General features: G+C 69.3%; 15 protein-coding genes. 3 read left to right on the top strand and 12 right to left on the bottom strand.

Going from position 1 to position 20,138, the window contains the following annotated elements; translation table 11 throughout:
• Nucleotides 1–774: 774 nt before the first annotated feature.
• Nucleotides 775–2,040: an SUKH-4 family immunity protein gene (locus tag LzC2_RS13815; protein WP_171187952.1), complete on the bottom strand. Its 1,266-nt coding sequence runs from the start codon at nt 2,038–2,040 to the stop codon at nt 775–777.
• A gap of 111 nt (nt 2,041–2,151) precedes the next feature.
• Here LzC2_RS13815 and LzC2_RS13810 point away from each other — a divergent pair, with 111 nt between their 5' ends.
• Complete coding sequence (locus LzC2_RS13810) at nt 2,152–2,973, top strand: DUF4184 family protein (protein WP_171187950.1); 822 nt, start codon at nt 2,152–2,154, stop codon at nt 2,971–2,973.
• Between the two features lie 78 nt (nt 2,974–3,051).
• Here LzC2_RS13810 and mdoH read toward each other — a convergent pair whose 3' ends face one another.
• From mdoH to LzC2_RS13765, 9 genes are all read right to left on the bottom strand, one after another.
• The gene (gene mdoH / locus LzC2_RS13805) at nt 3,052–5,184 is read right to left on the bottom strand and encodes a glucans biosynthesis glucosyltransferase MdoH (protein WP_171187947.1); all 2,133 of its coding nucleotides are present in this window, start codon (nt 5,182–5,184) and stop codon (nt 3,052–3,054) included.
• Nucleotides 5,185–5,342: 158 nt separating this feature from the next.
• The gene (locus LzC2_RS13800; RefSeq protein ID WP_171187945.1) at nt 5,343–5,807 is read right to left on the bottom strand and encodes a hypothetical protein; all 465 of its coding nucleotides are present in this window, start codon (nt 5,805–5,807) and stop codon (nt 5,343–5,345) included.
• Nucleotides 5,789–7,507 (bottom strand): glucan biosynthesis protein, encoded by a 1,719-nt coding sequence (locus LzC2_RS13795; protein WP_171187943.1) that lies wholly within the window; start codon nt 7,505–7,507, stop codon nt 5,789–5,791. The genes LzC2_RS13800 and LzC2_RS13795 overlap by 19 nt, the downstream gene beginning before the upstream one ends.
• Before the next feature lie 416 nt (nt 7,508–7,923).
• Nucleotides 7,924–9,288, bottom strand: coding sequence for an adenosylmethionine--8-amino-7-oxononanoate transaminase (gene bioA, locus LzC2_RS13790; protein WP_171187941.1), 1,365 nt, complete (start codon nt 9,286–9,288; stop codon nt 7,924–7,926).
• Complete coding sequence (locus LzC2_RS13785; protein WP_171187939.1) at nt 9,285–10,022, bottom strand: transposase; 738 nt, start codon at nt 10,020–10,022, stop codon at nt 9,285–9,287. Before LzC2_RS13785 ends, bioA begins: the two co-directional genes overlap by 4 nt.
• A gap of 128 nt (nt 10,023–10,150) precedes the next feature.
• Nucleotides 10,151–11,140 carry a malate dehydrogenase gene (locus tag LzC2_RS13780; protein ID WP_171187937.1) on the bottom strand — a complete coding sequence of 330 codons (990 nt, stop codon included), beginning with the start codon at nt 11,138–11,140 and terminating at the stop codon, nt 10,151–10,153.
• 126 nt (nt 11,141–11,266) lie between these two features.
• Nucleotides 11,267–12,046 carry a CAF17-like 4Fe-4S cluster assembly/insertion protein YgfZ gene (gene ygfZ / locus LzC2_RS13775; protein WP_171187935.1) on the bottom strand — a complete coding sequence of 260 codons (780 nt, stop codon included), beginning with the start codon at nt 12,044–12,046 and terminating at the stop codon, nt 11,267–11,269.
• A gap of 113 nt (nt 12,047–12,159) precedes the next feature.
• Nucleotides 12,160–13,464: a protein-L-isoaspartate(D-aspartate) O-methyltransferase gene (locus LzC2_RS13770; protein ID WP_171187933.1), complete on the bottom strand. Its 1,305-nt coding sequence runs from the start codon at nt 13,462–13,464 to the stop codon at nt 12,160–12,162.
• 112 nt (nt 13,465–13,576) lie between these two features.
• The gene (locus tag LzC2_RS13765; RefSeq protein WP_171187931.1) at nt 13,577–14,008 is read right to left on the bottom strand and encodes a hypothetical protein; all 432 of its coding nucleotides are present in this window, start codon (nt 14,006–14,008) and stop codon (nt 13,577–13,579) included.
• A 187-nt stretch (nt 14,009–14,195) separates the two neighbouring features.
• On the opposite strand from LzC2_RS13765, the gene LzC2_RS13760 reads away from it, so the two are divergent.
• Entirely contained in the window at nt 14,196–15,602 is a 1,407-nt protein-coding gene (locus tag LzC2_RS13760; protein ID WP_171187929.1) for a hypothetical protein, read from the top strand.
• 21 nt (nt 15,603–15,623) lie between these two features.
• Here LzC2_RS13760 and LzC2_RS13755 read toward each other — a convergent pair whose 3' ends face one another.
• Both LzC2_RS13755 and LzC2_RS13750 read right to left on the bottom strand, forming a co-directional pair.
• On the bottom strand, nt 15,624–16,631 hold the full coding sequence (locus tag LzC2_RS13755; protein ID WP_171187927.1) for a hypothetical protein: 1,008 nt from the start codon (nt 16,629–16,631) through the stop codon (nt 15,624–15,626).
• A 144-nt stretch (nt 16,632–16,775) separates the two neighbouring features.
• A complete protein-coding gene (locus LzC2_RS13750) occupies nt 16,776–18,203 on the bottom strand; it encodes an outer membrane protein assembly factor BamB family protein (protein ID WP_171187925.1) in 1,428 nt (475 codons plus the stop codon).
• Nucleotides 18,204–18,563: 360 nt separating this feature from the next.
• Here LzC2_RS13750 and LzC2_RS13745 point away from each other — a divergent pair.
• Nucleotides 18,564–20,138 (top strand): serine/threonine-protein kinase (locus tag LzC2_RS13745; RefSeq protein WP_171187923.1); only part of this gene is annotated, 1,575 nt, incomplete at its 3' end.

Below are 20,138 nucleotides of genomic sequence, written 5' to 3'. Positions count from 1 at the left end.
CACCGATTGATCGGTTCGTCTCCACAGGCGACACGGTCCGATCGGCGGCGGGACGCCTCGCCCGAGTAAACCAGACGCCGCGCCCTTTCCAGGGCGATGCAAGGCGTCACGGATTGTCCCGTCTGGACCGTAAGGTTCTGCGGAACAAGGCAATCCAAACCCGGGTCGGCGTTTGCCGCGTCGATCCGTCTGTCGCGTCCGTCGGCGGGAGCTTCTTCGGAAGATCCTGCGGCGGCCGTCGACGCCCGCCTCATCGGTCCTCCGTCCTGCGAAACGCGGGCGGAACGGTCCGGCGGAAACTGATCTGGTTCGCCTCGTAGACGACCGAAATCGACCGACCGTGGTCGCCCCCCGTCTCCCCTGAAGACTGAGGCGACCACGGTTTTTTTTGTGCGCGGATTCTGGCTGTCGTCATCATCGGCGGCCCGCAATCTCTGTCCGCCGCTGAAATCCTCTGTGACGAACTACCGGCTTGTGGCCGGTCGGCGTGTCGCCGTTAAGGCTCAGCTGGTGCAAGGGGATTGGCATTCCGCTGTTCTCCCGGAGCCACTCGGACCTCTTCGCGGCGAATTTGCCGACAGCGAGTCTGTTCTGCAGCCTCATGTTGGACTGAGAGCACGGATGGATTGACCGCCGCATGGTCGCGATCCACAGCCCGGTGATGTACGACGACCCCGTCTTGACTCATCTCGAACTGCTGAATTGCGTGCGTCACGCGGCGAACGTCCACGGCACGATTTGACTGGGCGGGACGGCCCTGATGGCCGTCGGGGCCTATCTTTCGTAGATGCTCCAGCCCACGGTCGCGTGGCCGATCTCGAATACATGATTACCGGCGAACTGCACGCCGAAGCCGTGTTCGTCGTCCAAGGCGCAGTCGCCGTCCGCCCCGATGACGGCGATCTCGCCTCGCGTGTGCGGGGAAACCAAGATCTTCTTGAAACGGACGAGCGATAGGACGAGGGCCGGGTCGTCCAGCAGAGCAAAGAGCGAATCGGCATCGGCGCCCAGCTGGCGTTCGGCCCCGTCCCTTAGGTTGCCTCTGCGAAGGTCGAGCTGAAAGGACCGACCGATGGCCTCCAAGATCGCCATCTCTTGGCGGAACAGCGTGTCGAGAGCCGCCGTTTGAGCGGGCGAGGGTTCGCTCGCCCCCTCCGGGAGTTGGATCTCCAACTCGATCGGCTGCGGCTCGAAGGATCGCCGCGGGCGGCGGGTCGGCCGAAATCGTTCCCCGGCCGGCGGACGCAGCGGTCGGCCCCCATCGGCGAATGTCGGGTGGAGATGTTCGCCGACGTGCCGCTTGTTCCAGCCGCAGCGGGAGAAGCGTCGAAGTCGGTCGGTCTCGACCGTCCAGTCCACCACTTGGCCCAGCTTCGCGTGTTCCCACAGGGCGGAGTCCGGATGGGGCTCCGGCTCCGCCGAAGTCAGAGTCGCACCGGCTGAAGCTCTTTCGAGCCAGCGAATCACGCGGTTCCACGGACTGCGCCCGTCCTCGACCGCGGCGGGGTCGTCCGCGCGAATGGTTTCGCGACAGCGGCCGGCGTCGCCGTGTTCCAGCAGCGCCTCGACCGCAAGGATCGAGCGGCAGAGCGACCGCACGGTCGAGTTCACCAGCTGTTCCTCCGGCTCGCTCGAGGGGGCAGCGTCTTCCGGCGGTCCGAAGGCGACGATCCGTCCCGTCTTCGTATCGAGGCACAGCGGTTCGTAGTCGTCGTTTGTCCCGAGGACGCGGTATCGCCTGTATCGGGGGCCGACAGGGGCGCCGGCCAGTTCGTTGCGGGCGAGACGGGTCCGCTTTAGGTCGTCAAGCGGAAGGAGGGGGCGGGCGGGCTTCCAGTCGCTCGACCAATCGAACGTCCACATTCCCGCGGTGCCGACGGGGAGGCCCACCTCCGTCAGCAGGCGGCGGTCGGCGGTCTCCAGCGAGAACTCGGCGAACGCATCTTCGGGGAGCGGACGGAACGTGTTGTGGGCCGACCGAACGTTGCCGCGTCGGCGTTGGAACTTCAGAAAATGTTCGCAGAACGTCTCGGGCGTCATTGCGAAATTCTCAGTGATCGACTCGGCTCGCCGCGACACGGACGAACGACGATAGCGTACAGCAGCCGTTTCGAGACCGCCGCGCCCTCGTCCGTCCCGCTCGCCGTCGTTATGCCGTTCACTCCCACCCATGTCGCCGCGATCTTGCCGGCGCTGCCGTGGTTGCGGCGGCGGTTCGGGGGGAATCGCAGCGTGCCGGTCTCGGCGTTGGTGATCGGGAGCATGATCCCGGACGCCGGCGTCTTCCTGCCCCGGTTCGTCAACTACAACGTCACGCACACGGTCGAGGGGCTGTTCACCCTCTGTTTGCCGTTAGGAATCGCGGCGTTCTGCGCCTGGGAATATTTTTTGAAGGCGCCGCTCATCGACCTCGCGCCGCGCTGGGTGCGGGTGCGAGCGACCAATCCCGCGGGCCCGTCGAAGCCGCCGCTGACGCTCCGCACGTTGCTGTGGGCGGTTGCGCTGACGTTGATCGGCGCGGCGAGCCACGTTCTCTGGGATTCGTTCACGCACGTCGGGCGCTGGGGCGTGCGGACCGTGCCGCTCCTCGACGAGGTGTGGTTCACCCTGCCGGACTGGTTGCCGCTGCGAGATCCAAACATCCGCGGCTACAAGGCCGGTCAGTACGGCAGCACGTTTCTGCTGCTGCCGCTTGTCGGACTGTACGCGCTGTTGCGACTGCGGAGGAGAGAGCCGAACGGCGCCCCGCACACCGCCGTCCCGACGCGGCTGAGATGGGCGATCCTGGCCGCCTTCGTCCTGCTCCCGGCTCTCGCCGCGGGTCGAGATCTCTGGTCCAGCTGGGGCGACCTGCCGTTGCGATGGGCGCTCGCCAAGGCGGTGATCTCCGCGGGCGTGACGCTGCTGATCGCGGTGGTCGTCTACGCGACGGCGTACGCGGCGTTCGTTAGGCCGCCGGTCGCCGAACGATGAATCCGATCGTCGCTTGTGGTTTCGGGGGCTCGATCACCCGTCACGCACCCGCGAAACCGCACGCGGCGAACGCTGCCGTCACGCCGCGGTGACGTTCACGCGGGTGCGGGCATGCAACTCGGCCAGTGTGCGGCGATCGCCGAGCACGGCCCGGCGATCGGCGGGGGTGAGGCGTTCCCAACCCTTGCCGTCCGTCTCGCCGACGGCGGCTTCGATCCGGTCGCGGGCGTCGGGGGGCAGGGGGCGGTCGGCGTCGGTCGCGGCGAGCAGTTCGCTGTGCAGGGCGAAGAACGCTGGATCCCGGAGCACGCGGCCGAATAACGGTTCGTCCGGCGTCTCGGTCTCCTCCACGACGGCGGGCGTCGCCAGCAATTCGACGTGCCGACGCAGCACGCGGGGCGGGTCCAACTCTTCGGGCGTCCACCACAAACCCCACTGTTGGGCGGACAGTCCGGCGGATCGAGACGCGAGCAGCACCGCCGTCGGACCGGCGAGAATCAGGCCGAGCGCCACCGGCGCCAGCCAGGGCAGCGAGTCCGGGGCCGCCAGCCCGGCCGCGACGCCAGCCAGCACGCCGATCGCCGCGGCGGGCCAATGATCGCGGACCGCTTGGAACCAGGTGACGGTCTGTTCGCCGCGGGACTGGGCGCCCCACTTCACCACCCGGCCGGCCAGCGTGGTCAGCACGAATCGGCTATGGAACAGCATCATGATCGGGGCGACGAGGGCGCTCAGCAGCGTCTCGCAGACCACCCCGACCGTCGCCCGCACCCCGCCGCCGAACGAATCGAGCGAACCGGAGCGAGCCGCGGCGAGCAGCGAATACAGCTTCGGGAGAATCAACATCGCCATGCACAGGCCGAACAGCCCCAACCCGATCGCCGCCGGATCGAGCCCGGTCCGCGGGAAGACACCCCCCGGCTCGCCGATCGCTTCGCCGCCGACCGCCGCCGCCAGCAGGGTGAGGACGAGAAACGCCAACCACAGCGGGCTGGCGCAATAGCCCATCACGCCCATCGCCAGGTGCAGCTTCGACACCCCGGCGAGGCCGCCGCCGTCGGTCGAGCGTTGGAAGGGCATCCGGGCGCCGGTCTCCCACAGCACGCGGCCGTGCTGGAGGTTCCCCTGGCACCACCGCTGATCGCGTTTCGCCCAGTCCAGAAGGGTCGTCGGGCATTCCTCGTAGCTTCCGCCGAGATCCTCAGCCAGCCGCACGCCCCACCCGGCCCGCCGCATCAGGGCGGCTTCGATAAAGTCGTGGGAGAGAATCTCTCCGCCCAGCGGCGCCACGCCGGGCAGCACCGGCAGGTCGCAGCAGGCCCGGAACGGTTCGACCCGCAGGATGGCGTTGTGGCCCCAGTAGTTGCCGTCCGTGCCGGCCCACAGACTGAACCCCCGCAGGAACACCGGCGAATACAGTCGGGCGGCGAACTGCTGCCAGCGAGCCAGCACGCTGGTCCGGCCGACGGGCGTCGGCGGCGCCTGGAGAATGCCGCAGCTTTCGTCCGCGGCGATGCGGCGGGTCATTTCCACCAACGTCGGCCCGGCCATCAGGCTGTCGGCGTCGAGGGTGACCATGAATTCATAATGCTCGCCCCAGCGTTCGACGAAGTCCGCGACGTTCCCCGCCTTGCGAGCGGTGTTTTCCGGGCGATGTCGATAGAAGACGCGTTCGCCCTCCGGCAGCGAGTCCGTCAGTTCCGCCCAGGCACGCTCCTCGGCGAGCCAGACGTCGGCGTCGGTGCTGTCGGACAGGAGGAAGAAGTCGAATCGCTTGCTCGCCCCGCCTGCCTCGGGGCAAACGGCGCGGAGCGAATCCAGCATCGCCCGCACCCCGGCGCACACGCGGGTCGGGTCTTCATTATAAACCGGGACCAGGACCGCGGTCGGCGGGAGGCTGTTTGGATCGAAGTCGTCGGGGAGCGTCGGGATCGTCGCCGGCGTGGGGCGCAGCAGGACGCTGACGAACCCGATCGTCGCCGTCCAGAAGGACAGCGCGATCCACCCGAACAGCACGGCGAACAGCCCGACGAGCGGCCAGCGCAGCCACCCCGGGGAGTTCGGCAGCGTTCCGGCGAACGCCCAGGCCGCCGCCGCCGTGGCGGTGACGGTCAGCAGCGCCAACGCCACGCGAATCGCGGTGCGAGAGGCGGGACAGACGGGGAGCGAGGGCGGGGCGGCGCCAGCCGGCCCGGGGGCATGCAAAGACATATTGAACGAACGGGGGAGCGGCGACGTGGCGGAGAAACCGCCGGCCGTCTTGGCCGCCGGGGGAAGAAGGGAGAAGACGCGGGTTCGCGGGGCGGATCGAGCCGCCCCCGGGCGAACGTCATCAGGCAAACGTCATCACGGGGTTCCGCAAGCGGAAGTCACTTCCCGAAACGCTGCGGGGTCATCGTGCGATGCCGCACGACGGGGACCGCGCGGGTTCCGCCGACGCTCAGCCGGGCGGCGAGGGCGGCGTGACGCGGCGGGGTCGGCACGCGGCCGGGCAGTTCGGCCAACCAGCGAGACATCCCCAGCGCCGCATGCCGCAGGGCGATCCGCGACAGTTGCGCCGGCGTCGCCTGCGGGCCGACGTCGCCGAAGGCGGCGTCGAGGCAGGCCGCGGTCGCGGTGCGCGTCGCCCGGGAGTTCACGGGAAGGCCCAACTCGCCCAAGTAGCGAGCGACGGCGTCGCGGGCGGCCTCCACCGCGGCCGGGTCGGCGAAAGCGCCTTCAAAGTTGGCGGGCGTCAGGAACAGAGCCGACGCATCCCCCGAGGCGGCGATCGCCTGCGGGGGACCGGCGGTTCGTTCGTGTTCAGCGGTCGCATTCATAGTCGCGGGGGGCATAAAAACCTCCAAGTCTCGGACAGGGGACCGGACGAGAGTTCGCCCGGGGGAGCAGATTGAACGCCTTCAGGATCGTCGTCAGCGGAGGGGGATTCGCCGCGCTGACCTGAAGATTTGGGGAACAACGTGACTTCCACGGTCACGGGACCGTCCCCGTCAGGTTTGACAGACAGGGTGACGCGGATCGTCCCGTCGGCCATCGGGGTTGTGGCAGTGTCGCTATGGGGGCCGCCCCGGGTGGAAACGCGAAGGGTGGTCGCTACGTCCTCGGGCACGCCGACGAAGTCGACCGTCAGCCGGGTCGATTCGGGATCGTCCGGATCCACGGACCGCGTCCACGCGGCCGCTTTGCCGAGCGCGTGCTCCGGCGGATCGCCGGAGAGGAACGTCAGCGTGTAGGCCATCGGGAACGGTTCGCCGACGGTCGGCTTCACGGTGGGCACCCACCAGGCGGCGATGTTGTCGAAGCCTTCAAAGTCGGTTGGATACTCCAGCAGTTCGACGGTCCCGCCGGCCCAGACATTGGGCACGGCGTCCCAGTTCGGATCCTCTGTTCCATTGAACCCCGCAGCCCCCGGTCCGGTTCCGTACGGGTCGAGCGGCAGCGGGGTGCACCACAGGCTCGGGCGGTCTTCGTAGCGGGTCTCCGGGTCCGCGTAGCGAGCCGGGTCGCGGTCTCGTTGCAGCAAACCGAACCCGCGGATCGAGCCGAATCCGTTCCCGCTCACGGACGGGTAGCTTTGCTGGCCCAGCGCCCGAAACGTCCATTCGGTCGGTCCGGTCGGCTTGTCGGCCGCCTCTTCGCCGGCGTGCACCAACAGGCCGTCGGAGTCGTGCACCTCCGGGCGGTCGTCCTGTTTCAGGTTCTCGAAGCCGTCCCCCCAGAGGAACATGCTGCTCGCCGGGGCGACGGCGACCTTGGTGGGGACATGCCGGAAGAACAGGGTGGCCCGCACCTCGCAGGTGGTGGGATCGCCGGGCGTGATGTCGAACCGGTAGGCCCCCGCGACGGCGTGTGAATCGAGGATCGCCCAGACCCGCGCCGTTTTGGCATCGACCTCCGGCCGCTGGAGCCAGAGAGCGCGGACGATCGGGAACTCTTCGACCCGCGGCGTCCCGATGTCGATCGCCAGCGCCCGACTGCTCAGTCCGTAGACCTGCCCGGCGCTGATGCCGCGGAAGTAGCTGGCCCCCGCGAACGCGAAGAATTCTTGCAGATACTCCTGTCCCGGCAGCGAGCCCAGCAGCTTCATGCCGGCGTAGTCCACGCCGGCGTCCACGGGCAGACCGACGACCTCTCCGCGGTACTCAAACAGATCGCGGTTGAAGGCCAGCGTGACGACCTTCCCGTCCTGCACCGTGTTGATCTGCACCTTGTTCCGCAGGATATCCCCGCGGTGCATCAACTCCGCCTGGATCGGCGCGTCGAGATACCGCCACAGCGACATCTCAGGCTTCCACGCGATCTTGCGGTAAGCGTCGTAATCGAGGTCGATCAACTCCTGCGGGACCGGCGGGTCCGGCACGAACGGCTTCGAGGCGAGGTGCTCTGCGAGGGCTGTTACAGAACCCTCGCTGAAGGTCTGCCCGTGGGCGGTTCCGGGGAACCACGGGATCAGCGCCGGCGTTTCGGTCGGAGACGCGTCCGCGGCGCCGTCCTGCCCCCACGCGGGAGCGAACGACAGCGCCAGGATCGCCAAAGCGAGGCTAGAACGGCGGCGGAGGAAAGCAGACGACAGGGCGACGGGGCGGTTCGAGGATCGGGGCGCCGGAAACGTCAGCCCGCGGCGTGCCGAACAACGAATGCAAACCGAGGACCGCGACGCGCCAAACTGGGCGCCATTCACGGAACTCACACGCGGGAGGCGACATTCGAGGTGAAGAACCGAACCGCACGGAGCCGTCGCTCAGGGCGGCCCCGACAGCGTTCGCTTGTGCGTTCGGGAAAGGGGGCGCCGCGACGGCCAAACTGACAATTCCGCTGACCCCCGGCCGACCGTGTCGCCTGCCGATCGGGCAGCCGGCGCCTGTTTTGGGCGCAGGCGGAACTCAGCAGACGCCATGCCCGGCACGGGTGCTGCAAGACCCGGCGCCTCCGATTCCGCAGGGACTCGAACTACCCGCGGGTGACGTCGTCGATCGCGGCGATCGCCGTCTCGCATAGCCGATCTGTCAGCGAAACCGGCATGCCCACCGCGGGCATCAGCACCAACGTGTCGCCCAGCGGGCGGAGGATCACGCCGCGTTCCCGGGCCGCCATGACAGCGCGATGGCCGGTCCGGCGTTCGGCGGGAAAGGCGCGATGCGGGTCACGTGCGGCGACCAGATCGATGGCCGTCATCACGCCGCACCGCCGGACCGCGGCGACGTGCGGGTGATCGGCCAGCGGGGCTAACCGTTCGCCCATCGCCTCGGACAGCGCCCGGGCGTTGGCGGGGCAATCGTCGGCTTCGAACTTCGCCAGGCTGGCCAGCGCCGCGGCGCAGCCGAGCGCGTTGCCGGTGAAGGTGTGACCGTGGAAGAAGGTCCGCAGTTCGTGCGGTTCGCCGAGGAAGGCATCGTAGATGCGGTCGTTTGTCAGCGTCGCCGCGACCGGCAGATAGCCGCCGGTCAGTCCCTTGGCGGCGCAGAGGAAGTCCGGCACGACGCCCTCCGTCTCGCAGGCCCAAGTCCGGCCGGTCTTGCCGAATCCGACGGCGACCTCGTCCGCAATCAACGGCACGTCGTGCTTGGTGCACAACTCGCGAATCGCTCGCAGATAGCCGTCCGGGTGCATGAGCAGACCGCCGGCGCCCTGCACGCGCGGTTCCATCACCAGCGCCGCGACGCGGCCGGCGTGTTCGCCGAGGATCCGATCGGTCTCCTGTAGCGCCCAGCGGGGCAGGGAGTCCGCGTCGTGTCCTTCCGGCAGGGCGTACGGGAACCCCGGCGGCGTCGGCGAGGGGATCGCGGCGGTCTTATAGAACAGTTCCCCGTAGAGCGTGTGGAACAGCGAGATCCCGCCCACCGACGCCGTGCCCACGGTATCCCCGTGATAGGCGTGCGAGAGCTTGAGGAAGAGATCGCGCTGCTCCGGCCGGGCTTTCTGCCGGTGGTACTGAAAGGCCATTTTCAGGGCGACCTCCACGCAGGTCGCCCCGCTGTCGCTGAAGAACACCTTCGACAGCGACTCCGTCCCTGACTCGTTCGAGGCCGGGGCGATCCGCACGAGCTGCCGGGCGAGTTCGTCCGCGACGTCGCACCGCAGACCCAGCAGCGTGGAGTGAGCGACTTTGCTCAGTTGGTCGCGCACCGCATCGTCGATCTCCGGCACGCGATGCCCATGCACGTTGCACCACAACGACGAGACGCCGTCGAGATAGCGTTTACCGTGCGTGTCGATCAGTTCGTACCCGTCCCCGGCGGCGATGACGGGGGCGTTCTCCCGCTCAAACGCCTGCATGGGCGTGAACGGGTGCCAGAGGGGGGAGTCAAAGTTCATCGGTTAATTCTTCCAAGAGGGGCATCCTGCTCACCCGCCTGCCCCGCTTCGCCGTCGCCGACAGGCGGCGCGCGTCGAGAGTGGCTCGCGCCGCCTGTCGGCGACGGCGAAGCGGGGGGCGTCGAATCAAGGTCGCAGGGCGTGACGAACGACCACGACTGTGATGGGAGTCCCGCGGCAAGCGGATTGCGTTCGACGTATTGGATCGTCTGGTGAACTCGCGACGGCGTGCTTAGGAACACGATCCATTGTTTCTGTTGCCAAATCGTCGGCAGCCGACCGGCGGTCTGAACGGCGTTGGAGCCGGGGTGCAAGCCTTCCTGTCGCAGCCGTCGACTGGCGAACGCTTTGAATCGGGCGGTGGCCGCCTCGGCGTCGTAATCGTTGGAGACGAGCCGACCGCGGCGGGCGAGCACGAGATGCATGTGATCTGGCATCACCGCCAGCGCCCAGAGCGTCAGGCGATCACGCTGAACAACCTCCGCGAACCCACGGGCGACGGCCAGCGCCTGCGGCCCGTCGAGCCGTACCGGTGGACGGCTCAACGCCGCTTTGCCACGTCGTCGGAGCAGCGGATCGTGCCGATCGGCGGCGTGCGAGCGCCGGTCGTCGACCTTCGTCGCTCGGCCCCCTGCTCGAAACAACGCGTCGCTGCCCACCCACTCAGATCCCGAACCACGCGGGTCGTTCGGCAGCCAGAACCCGAAGCAGCCGGTGACGATGTGGTACGCCAAGATCGGTCCGCCGCTCCGCTCGTCCGCTCGCCCCGCTTCGCCGTCGCCGACAGGCGGCGCGCGTCGAGAGAGGGTCGCGCCGCCTGTCGGCGACGGCGAAGCGGGGGACGCGGGTGAGCGTTCGCCGCTCACCCCAGCAGGTCGCGGACGGTGTCGCGTTCGCTTTTCAGTTCGTCCACGCTGGCCTGGATCTTGGCCTGGGCGAACTCGTCGTGCTCCCAGCCCTCGACCACCTGCCAGGTGGTCCCGTCGGTGCGGAGGGGCATGCTGCACATGATCCCCTCTTCGATGCCGTACTGGCCGGTCGAGCAGATCGCGGCGCTGAAGACTTCGCCCTCCGGGGTGGGGCGGGTGATGTCTTTCAGCGTGTCCAGCGCGGCGTTCGCGGCGCTGGCGGCGCTGCTGGCTCCGCGGGCCTTGATGATCGCGGCGCCGCGCTGCTGCACGGTGGTCAGGAATTCGCCCTTCAGCCAATCGTGATCGCTGATCGCCTGCGGGACGGGCGTGCCCTTGATGCGGGCGTGGTCGAAGTCCGGGTACATCGTGGGGCTGTGGTTGCCCCAGATGGCGAGGCTGTTCACGTCGCCCACGCCGACGCCGGCCTTCTGGGCGAGCTGCGACTTGGCCCGGTTCTGGTCGAGCCGGGTCATGGCGAACCAGTTCTCCCGCGGCACCCGCGGGGCGTGGCTCATCGCGATCAGGCAGTTCGTGTTGCAGGGGTTGCCGACCACGATCACCTTCACGTTCTCCGCCGCGGCCGCGTCGATCGCCCGGCCGGTGGGGCCGAAGATCCCGCCGTTGACCTTCAACAGGTCGGCCCGCTCCATCCCCTGTTTGCGGGGCACGCTGCCGACGCACATCACGTAGTCCGCATCGCGGAAGCCGTCTTCAAGGTGGTCGCTGTCCGCGGTCGTCACGCCTTCCAGCGTGGGGAAGGCGCAGTCGTCGAGTTCCATCACGACGCCGCCGAGCGCGTCCATCGCGTGCGGCAGTTCGATCAGGTTGAGATGCACCGGCTGGTCCGGGCCGAACACCTCGCCGGAGGCCAGGCGGAACAGCAGGGCGTAGCCGATCTGGCCGGCCGCCCCGGTGACGGCGATGCGGACGGGTTTCGACATGACGGGCTCTCGGACGACGGGAATAGCGGGGGATTCGCAGCGACCGGCAGCCTACCGCCCGCTTCGTGACTCCCCAAGCCGCCCGGTTCAGAACGCCCGTGCAAAGCGCCTGATCAGAACGTCGGTTCAAAACACCGTCGCGGCGGCGCCGTCGACCGCGACGCTCGTGCCCGGTTCGGCCCATTTGCGTTTCACGATGCCGAGCGCCGCATCCCCCGCGGCGCTGGTGACGACGCCGACGTCCGCATCGTCCGCGGTGAGAACCGCGCCGCCTGCCACCGACGGCGAACCGGGGGCGAGGCGAAAGCCCCGCAGCAGCTTGTTGACCCGCCCCAACGCCCGCACCCGGGCGACCGGCTCCTGACCGAGATAACACCCCTTCGTATAACTGATCGCCCACGGACGATCCGCTTCCATGCAGAGGTTCGCGTCCGTCAGGTCCGTGCCGATGAGCGGCAGCTTCGCAGCGATGCGGGCGGCCTCCGACAGCGGCGTCGCGTCCCCCGGCACGTCGCTGAGGTGAAAGGTTCCCCTGTCCAGCGGGTCTTCAGGCGGCCAACCGTCGGCGGTCTCCGCGTCGGGGGATGTCTGGAACCAGAGCGGCTCGCCGGTTCGATCGGCGAACTCCACGTCCTCCATCAGTGCGTACTTTGACAGATGCGCGATCAGCCCCGGCCCTTGACCGGGCGTGCCGACGAACTCGACCGCGTCGTTCTCGCCTCGCAGCAGCCAGCCGTGGCCGAGCACGCGGGCCTTTTCCGAGGTGAAGAACGCCTCGCAGCCGGCGGCGTCCGAGGCGAGCGTCTTGAGCAGGTCGTTCGTGCAGAAATTCTGCAGAAACTTGGCGGCGTCCGCCCCGGTCGCGGAGAGGCGGGTCCAGCCGGTGAGGTCGTATGAGTGAGGCATGAGAGCACGATACCAGCCCGATGCGCCAGCATCGGCCGTCGGCGTAGCCGACGAGGGATTGACTGAACGACGCACGGCCGATGCTCGCGCATCGGGCTCATAATGCCGCGACGCTACCGCACGGCGCCGCGGCGGGGGTAGGTGACGATGCTCATCGCGTCCACGTCCAGCGTGCCGCTGCCCTTCACGGCGACGCGGATGATCATCTCGCGGGCGTCGGGGGGAACGACGATGCGGCGACCGCGCTCGTCCCAATCGAACGTCCCGGCAAACGGGCCGATGAACCCGCCCGGCAGTTCCCGACGGACGCTGTCGTAGAAATACACCGCCGCCCCCGCCGGCGGACCGCCGGTGCGGGGCGGGAACAGGGCGTGGCCGCGAACCTGCATCGCCAAGCCGATCATTCCCACCCGCCGACCGTCGACCGGCAGACCCTGCAGAATCTGGGCGAGTCGATCCGGATCGCGGGCGTCGATCCGCAGGAACCGCTTGCCGTGCGGCGCTTCGCCGGGGGCGTCCAGCACGCTGCCGCGCTGACTGTCGGTGAGCGGCTCGGCGTCGGGGTCCGTCGGCCCGTCCGGCATGAGCTGCGTCTGACGTTGATAGTGCCAACCGTCGGCACGCCCGTCGCCGTCTTCGTCGGCCTCAAACGAACCGTTCGCCACCCGCGGACGCAGCCCGTCCGGCTGGACCTCGCGGCGTTCCTCGCTCGTGCCGGTCATGGGTACGAAGAACGTCGGCACCAGTTGCTCGTCCGTCAGTTCGCCGTTTCGCTTGGTGAAGAGGTGAAAGGTCTGCTGGAAGCGTTCGCCCAGCGGGACCAGCAGTTTGCCGCCCTCGGCAAGCTGATCGACCAGCGGCCGCGGCACGCTTTCCGGGGAGCAGGTGACGATGATCCGGTCGAACGGGGCGTGCTCCGGCCAGCCGAGGTAGCCGTCGCCGACCTTCGTGCGGACGTTGTCGTAGCCCAGTTCCTTCAACCGCTTGCCGGCCGCTTTGCCCAGCGGGGCGACGATCTCGATGGAATACACCTCCGCCCCCAACGCCCCGAGCACCGCCGCCTGATAGCCGCTGCCGGTTCCGATCTCCAGCGCCTTCATCCCCGGCTTCACGTCCAGCGTTTCCGTCATGTAGGCGACGATGAACGGCGGGCTGATCGTTTGCCCGTGCCCGATCGGCAGCGCCGCGTCGGCGTAGGCCCGGCGGTGGTCCTTGGAACGCACGAACTCGTGCCGCGGAACGGTGCGGAGGGCGTTCAGCACCCGTTCGTCGGTGATGCCTTCGGCAACCAGCGCCCGCTCGACCATCGCGGCCCGCTCCTCGGCGCGGTCGTCGTCGGCCGCGGGGGCCGGCGAGCCGACCGCCGACCAGGCGGCGACCGACAGCAGGAGAAACGGGAGCCGGGGCGGGGCGATCATCGGGCGTCTTTCCGGGCGAGCGAGGCGACTGTCGGACCGGCGTCACGAGGAAACCGGCGCCGTCGGCCACTGTAGCGGCCGACCGGCGGGGCGGGGGAGCACGGTTTCGCTGCTACTCCTCCTCGCCGGCGAAGGGGTCTTCATCGTTCGGCAGCTCTGGCAGGGGGCCGAGTTCGGACAGGTCGCCGCTGATTTCGATCTCCGCGACCTCTTCCAAGCGAAACGTGCGACCGTTCAGGACGATCTCCAGATCCTCCAACGCCGCGTCGTCCTCGTCGTCCGGACCGTCCTCCAGCAGATCCAGGCATCGGCCGAGCGCCCACTCGAACTCATCCTCCGTCACCTGAAGTTCGTCCAGAACCGCGGCCCGGGGGGTGATCAGCGCCTCGACCTCGCCGTCGGACTCGCCGTCGGGGTGAGCGTCCGAGCCCGCTGCGGGGCTGCTGTCGGAGCCGTCGACCGGGGAATCCCCGGCGCCGTCGCGGGAGTCGAACCCGTCCTTCGGAGAGCCGGAGGGGGGGGCGGGAGACGTCGGGTCGGGCATGGGAAACCGCGGGCAAATAAGGTTTTCTGAGACCGGGAACTTGGCAGGATCCGGGTGATCCGGCTACCGAGTGCACCGTGCGTGCCAATGGAACAGGGCGGATTTGAGCACCGGGTGAATTCCTGACCTATCATACGGTTGTTCAGGTACGGCGCGTTTCTATCCGCGTGACGAAGGAGGTGAGCCCGTGTCGATCATCGCCCTAGTGATCCCGGCGTTTTTGGTTCCCGTTCTCCTCCCGGAGGACGGGGCGGAATCTTCGGCGAGCGAGCCGGCGGCGTTCGAGGGCGTGGCGGGCGCCGGGACGGGGGAATCCGTGGTGACGGATCGCGGGGCGCTGATCTATGGTGCCGATCCCCCCGCCGAAGTCGTCGCTCCGGTCTCCGCGGTCCTCGCTTTCCAGGACGATGCGGAACAGGCCGTGGGCGATACGATGTCCGGCCCCGCTCCCACCCCCCAAGGCGCCGACGCCGTGCCCGCCGCGCTCGATTCGCTCGCCCCGCTCCGCCCCGGTCTATCCGACCAGCAGTATTACGAGGCGCTGGCCGAACTCGTGCTGCCCAACGGGCTGGTGCTGGATCGGAACAGCGATCCTCGCACCGTCTCCAGTGCCGCGACCGGACTGGTGGGTTACGCGCTGGCCGTGCTGGCCGAGCGCGGCGTCGCGGACCGGACGGACGTCGCCGATCATCTGCGGCGGGGCTTCGAGACGACCCGGGCCGCAAACCCGACGGCGAATCGCGGCTGGCTCTCCCACTTCACCCGGCCGGACGGCACGCCGAAGCGGCACAGCGAGGTGTCCACCATCGACACCGCCCTGTTCTACGCCGGTCTGTTGAAGGCGGCGGAGACGCTGGATCTCGCGGACTTGGAACGGGACGTGCGGGCGGCCGTCGACGGCGTGGACGTCGCCTGGCTGAGCCGCGACGGCGTGTTCCTGCACGGTCTCGAATGGCCCGCCGAAGCCGGCTCCACGGAGCCGAAGATCATTCCTTACACCTGGAACGACACCAGCGAGGGGGCGATTCTGTATCGCTTGTTCGGCCTGCCGTTCCGCCCCGCGACGCATCGCACCGACCTGCCGCTGTTCACCTACTTCTACCCGCTGGTCCTCTGGCCGGATTGGGACGAAGCCGGCAGCGGACGGACCGGCGGCGTCGCCTGGAACCCGGCGGAACCGTCCCCGGCGAACCCGAACGGTGGGGACGTCTACCGCTACGAAGGCCCGGATTACCGCCTGCTGCTGGCCGCCGCGATGGCCTGGCAGCACAAGACGTTGGGTCACGCTGGCGTGACCGCCGCGGACGGCCCTGGCGGGTACACCGCGTTCCGGCCGACGCTGGTTAGCCCGCTGATGCTCTCCAGCCTCGCCCCCCGGTTCGTCGAAGCCGCCGACACCCTGCGGACGCACGACCTCGACGCGACCCTGCCGGCCTACGACCTCGACGCCGGCTGGGACGCCCCGGACCGCTTGGCGATCGATTACGCCAGCTACTTCCTGCTGCGGGCCGCGGTCATCGAACCGGGGTTCCTCCCGAGCGAAACCACGAACCGCGATCCGAACGCTCCGTCGCTGGTGGCGGAGGTCGAGTAGGCCCCGGGTGAGCCGCTCTCTTCAAGAGAGCGGCTCACGGTCGTCCGCCGCGTCGCTGAGGCGGCGGAGTTTCTTCATGACGAGATCCAGCCACGCCTGGAGTTCTACGAGGCTCTCCGGGCTGAGGTCGTCCGGGCGGGTGAGGACGGCGTCGCCTTCTTCCAGCGCACAGGCTTCGGTCCGCACCGCGGGCTTCCGGGAGCTGAACGGATTGGTCGGCGCCGGGCCGGCGGGGGCGGCGTCTCGCTCCTCGGCGTCGTCCTGCTCGGGCGGCACGATCGTGAGGTCCGCGACCGGCACGCCGTCGCCGTAGCCTTCCACGAAGGCCCACGCCCCGTCGTCGGACAATCCCTGCACGACGCCCTCGTGCTCGTCGGCGTCCTCGGGGTCGACCTCTTCGCCGTCCTCCGCGGCTTCGGTCCAGCGAACCGCGTCGCCTTTCTTGGGGACCGCCGGGGCGGACGGATCGAACGCGGCCAGCTCCGGTCCGTGATTTGCGGGGGCGTCGGCATCGGATAACGCATTGCCGCGGAGCAGGCCGGAATGCACCAGCGAGCCGCGCAGGTCGGCCAGAAACCCGTCGACCTTATCGGGCAGGAAGCCGCTGTCGGCGACCAGTTCCGGGCCCAGCACGTCGTCCGGCGGCAGCACGCCGTGCGGGCGATAGCGGGTGTAGACGTCCCGATAGACCGTCGGCGACAACGCCGCCGTCCGTAGCGCCGCGGCGTGCCGGGGGTGCGTGGGCGGAAAATTCGCCAGATCGACCGTCAGCTTCGCCGGCACGACCCGACCGCCACGTTCTTCAAGCAAGCCGAACTTCTTGAGGGCGGACATCGTCATCCGCGCCGTGCCGTGGTTCTTGCTGTACCCGATCAGCTTGGCGGCGCTCTCCGGCGAGGCGCCCGCGGTGCCCACGCCTTCGTACAGCCGCGTCGCCCGGGCGATCGCGTCCGGGAGGCCGACGGAGGGATAGTTGGGGCTCCGCTGCCGGGGGGCGGCGTCGGAGTCGGCCGGGGAGCTCTTCGCCAAGATGGGAGCGGGGGTCGGAGGAGCAGGGTGGACGGGCGAACATCCTACCCCGCCGCTCCCAGAACCCAAGGCCGCCGGGGGAGTCTCCCGGCGACTTTGACTCTCGCGCAACGCCCGTGTGACTCTCGGGCGTCGGGGATTTTGCTACTCCGCACTCTTCGCCAAGCTGAACACGGCTTTGTCAGAGCGGAGGATCAGGGCGTCCTCCGTCACCGCGGGACTGGCGTTGCAGCGGCCGGCGTCGGAGCCGAGGGGGTTGACCCGCTCGATCTGAAGGGTGTCCGCCGGCTTGATGACGAAGGTGTCGCCGACGCGGGTGGTCGCCAGCACGCGGGCGTTCTCGCCGGACCCGACCAGCACCGGGCTGGCGTAGAGGCTGACGCCGCCGCGACCGCGGCGGTCCTCGCTCTGGGTCAGGCCGTCTTCGGGAAGGCGTTCCTTGAAGATCGTGTCGCCGGTGGCGGCGTCGAGGCAGATCGCGACGCCTTTATCGCTGAGCCAGAACAGCCGCGGTTCGCCGGCGACGTCGATCAGAATTGGGCTGGGGACGTAGGAGCCTTCGCGGGTGGTCCATTCGAGGGCATCCTCCGGGGCGGCCTCGCCGCCGGTCGCCGTCCCGAGTTCCACCGCCGCGCCGCCGCCCTGCCGCCCGCCGACGACGTAGGCCGTTCCGCCGCCGGTTCCGTCGGCGCCGGGGGCCGCGGCGACCGGGCTGGTGCAGGCGGAGCCGTCGACGGGGATCTCCGCGTACCAGAGCAGGCCGCCGGTCGCGGGGTTCAGGGACCACAGTTCGTCCGGCACGGGGATGAGCAGTTCCTGCCGATTCGGGTACGCCGCGTTCGAGGGAGAGGTCCGCACGATCGGCGTCGCCCAGCTTTGCTCCAGGCTGTTGGCCCGGATCTTCCACACCTCGGAGCCGTCCGCGGGATCGAGCGCGATCAGCGACTGGCTCTCTTCGCAGGCGTTGACGATCAGCAGCGTGCGGGATTCGCCGTTCTCCTCGGTCGCATCGACGAGGATCGGGCTGGCGCCGCTGCCCCAACCGCGGGGGCCGCTGCCGGTGCCGACGTTGGTCCGCCACAGTTCCTTCCCGTCCAGATCGAACGCCAGCACGCCGGTCTTGCCGAAGTGAACGAAGACGTGTTCGCCGTCGGTGCAAGGGGTGCTGGTGGCGTAGCCGTGTTCGGAGATGAAGCCGCGGTACGGGTCTTCCTCCGACGTGCTGGGCACGTCCGCCCGCCACACGACAGCTCCGTCGGCGAGGTTCAGCCGGATGAGGTGGCGGACGAGATCGCTCACGTCGCCGGGGTCGCGTTCGTCGGCGCCGTAGCCGGTGTAACAGGTGACGAAGACCGCATCGTCGACCACGATCGGGCTGCTGGCGCCGGGGCCGGGCAGTTCGGCCTTCCAGCGGACGTTCTCGCCGGTGGGGCCGTTCCACGTTAGCGGCGGGGCGGCGTCCGGGGAGACGGCGAGTCCGTCCGGACCGCGGAACTGCGGCCAACCGGCGGCGTCCGGCTCGGCGGCCGGGGCCAGGAGCGACAGGGCGACGAGCGACGACGTGGCGAACATGCGGGGCGATCGGGGAGGAATACGAGCCGGGACCGGGCGATCGCCGGCAACTCGACCGCCCCCGCTAGTCTCAACCCCCCGATTCCCTTGAGGTTCCGAAACGATCTGCCTTTCGATGGGAGAACAGGGGTTTCCGACGACGGGCCGCGGCCGCACCGGGCCGTCCCGCTCGTTCGTCCCCGGCGAGAATCCCCAGCAAGAAGCGGCGTAGGCGGGGGCGGCCGTTTTCGCGATGAACTCCCCGGTGGAGGCGAACGTCTGAATCGATACGCCGGACGCCCCGCATCCCCGAGTCCGTTTTCCGGCGCACCGATTCCGACGATGCTTCCCCGCCGGGAAGTCCCCCGATAGCCTAGAAAAATGGCCATTCCCGAGGTCCCCGCTAACGACTCGAGTCGCCCGCTCGGCGGCTTGACGGCGGTCGACCAGCGATCCACGGTGCGGGGCGGTCGACCCGGCGAGGGGGGCTCCACGGCCAAGCCGGAGCAGACGTCGGCGGGCGCAGACAGCACGCGGGCGGGGGGCAGTTCCAGCGAGACCGCCGACACGCGGCACATGGACTTCGTCGAGGGGGCGCCCTCTCTCCGCCCGTCGCGATCGCCGGAGCCGCCCGACCCGCGGGAACTCAAGGCGATCGTCGGCGAGTTCAGCCTGCGGGAGCGAATCGGCGGGGGAGCGTTCGGGGTGGTGTATCGAGCGTGGGACACGCGGCTCCACAAGCCGGTCGCCGTTAAGTTGTTCGCCCCGGACGGCGGCGAGGCGCCTTCGCTGGTCGAACGCATTTTGCACGAAGCGCGGGCGGTTTCGCGTTTGGACCACCCGCACATCGTGCGCGTCTTGCGCGTGGAAACCGCTCCGCTGACGTCGGCGCTTCGCACTTTGCTGGAGTGGGAACGCGACGGGGAGGGACCGCCTCTCCCGGCCGCCGTCTGCACCCCCGCGACCCCGGAGGGGGAGGCGGACCGGGGGCAGCCGCTTTCCGTCGATCAGGACGCCTCGAAACTGCAGATGTCGGGGCTGGAGGTGGGATACATCGTTTCCGAACTGATCTTCGGCGGAACGCTGCAGGCACAGTTCGCTCGCACGATCACGGGGACCTGCTTGCCGGACGAGAAGCCGGCGTGGCGGACGCCGATCGGCGCAACGCGGTTTCTGTTGCCGATCGCGGAGGCGGCCGGCCATGCGCACCGCTTCGGGGTGATTCATCGGGACGTCAAACCGGCGAACGTTCTGCTGAACGATCGCGGTCGCCCGATGTTGGCGGACTTCGGCATCGCTCGGGCGCCGCACCGCCCGATGGGCGACGACACGATCGGCGCCAATCAGCGTTCGTCCATGCCGGCTGGCGACGCAGACGGGTCCACCACCCTGAGCGGGAACGGCCGTTGGCTGGGCACGCCGGCTTACATGTCGCCGGAGCAGGCGGCCCAGCGAACCGGCGACATTTGCCCCGCCACGGACGTGTGGGCGTTGGGGGTGATCCTCTGGGAACTCCTCGCGGGCCGGCGGATGCATCAGGGGCCCGGGCTGGAGATCATCGATCGGATCCTGCGGGAGTCGCCCCCGCCGCTGCCCGCCTCCGTCCCCGCCCCGGCTCGAGAGATCGTCGCCGCCGCTCTGAAGGAGAACCCCGAAGAGCGCCCGAAGGACGGCAGCGCGTTCGCGGCGCTGCTGAAAGAGGCGATCGAAGAGCTGGAACCCCGGCCCGCCCTCCTCCCGATGAACCGTCGCGTCGCCCTCGGCGCCGCCGCGGGCGCCGCACTGGCGGTGATCGGCGTTGCGGTCGCGATCAGCCGGGGATCCGATGCCGAAGAGATTCGCGAGGGGACGGCTTTGGACGGCGGCCCCGACGGCGGCCCCGACGGGGACGCCGGCCGCGGCGGAACGGCCGCGGGCACCGTTTCCACGGTGACGGTCGCGATGCGCGGCGCGGGC

The sequence above is a fragment of the Alienimonas chondri genome, from assembly GCF_013036045.1.
Taxonomy (GTDB): domain Bacteria; phylum Planctomycetota; class Planctomycetia; order Planctomycetales; family Planctomycetaceae; genus Alienimonas; species Alienimonas chondri.
This window is presented reverse-complemented; position numbering and strand designations above follow the sequence as displayed.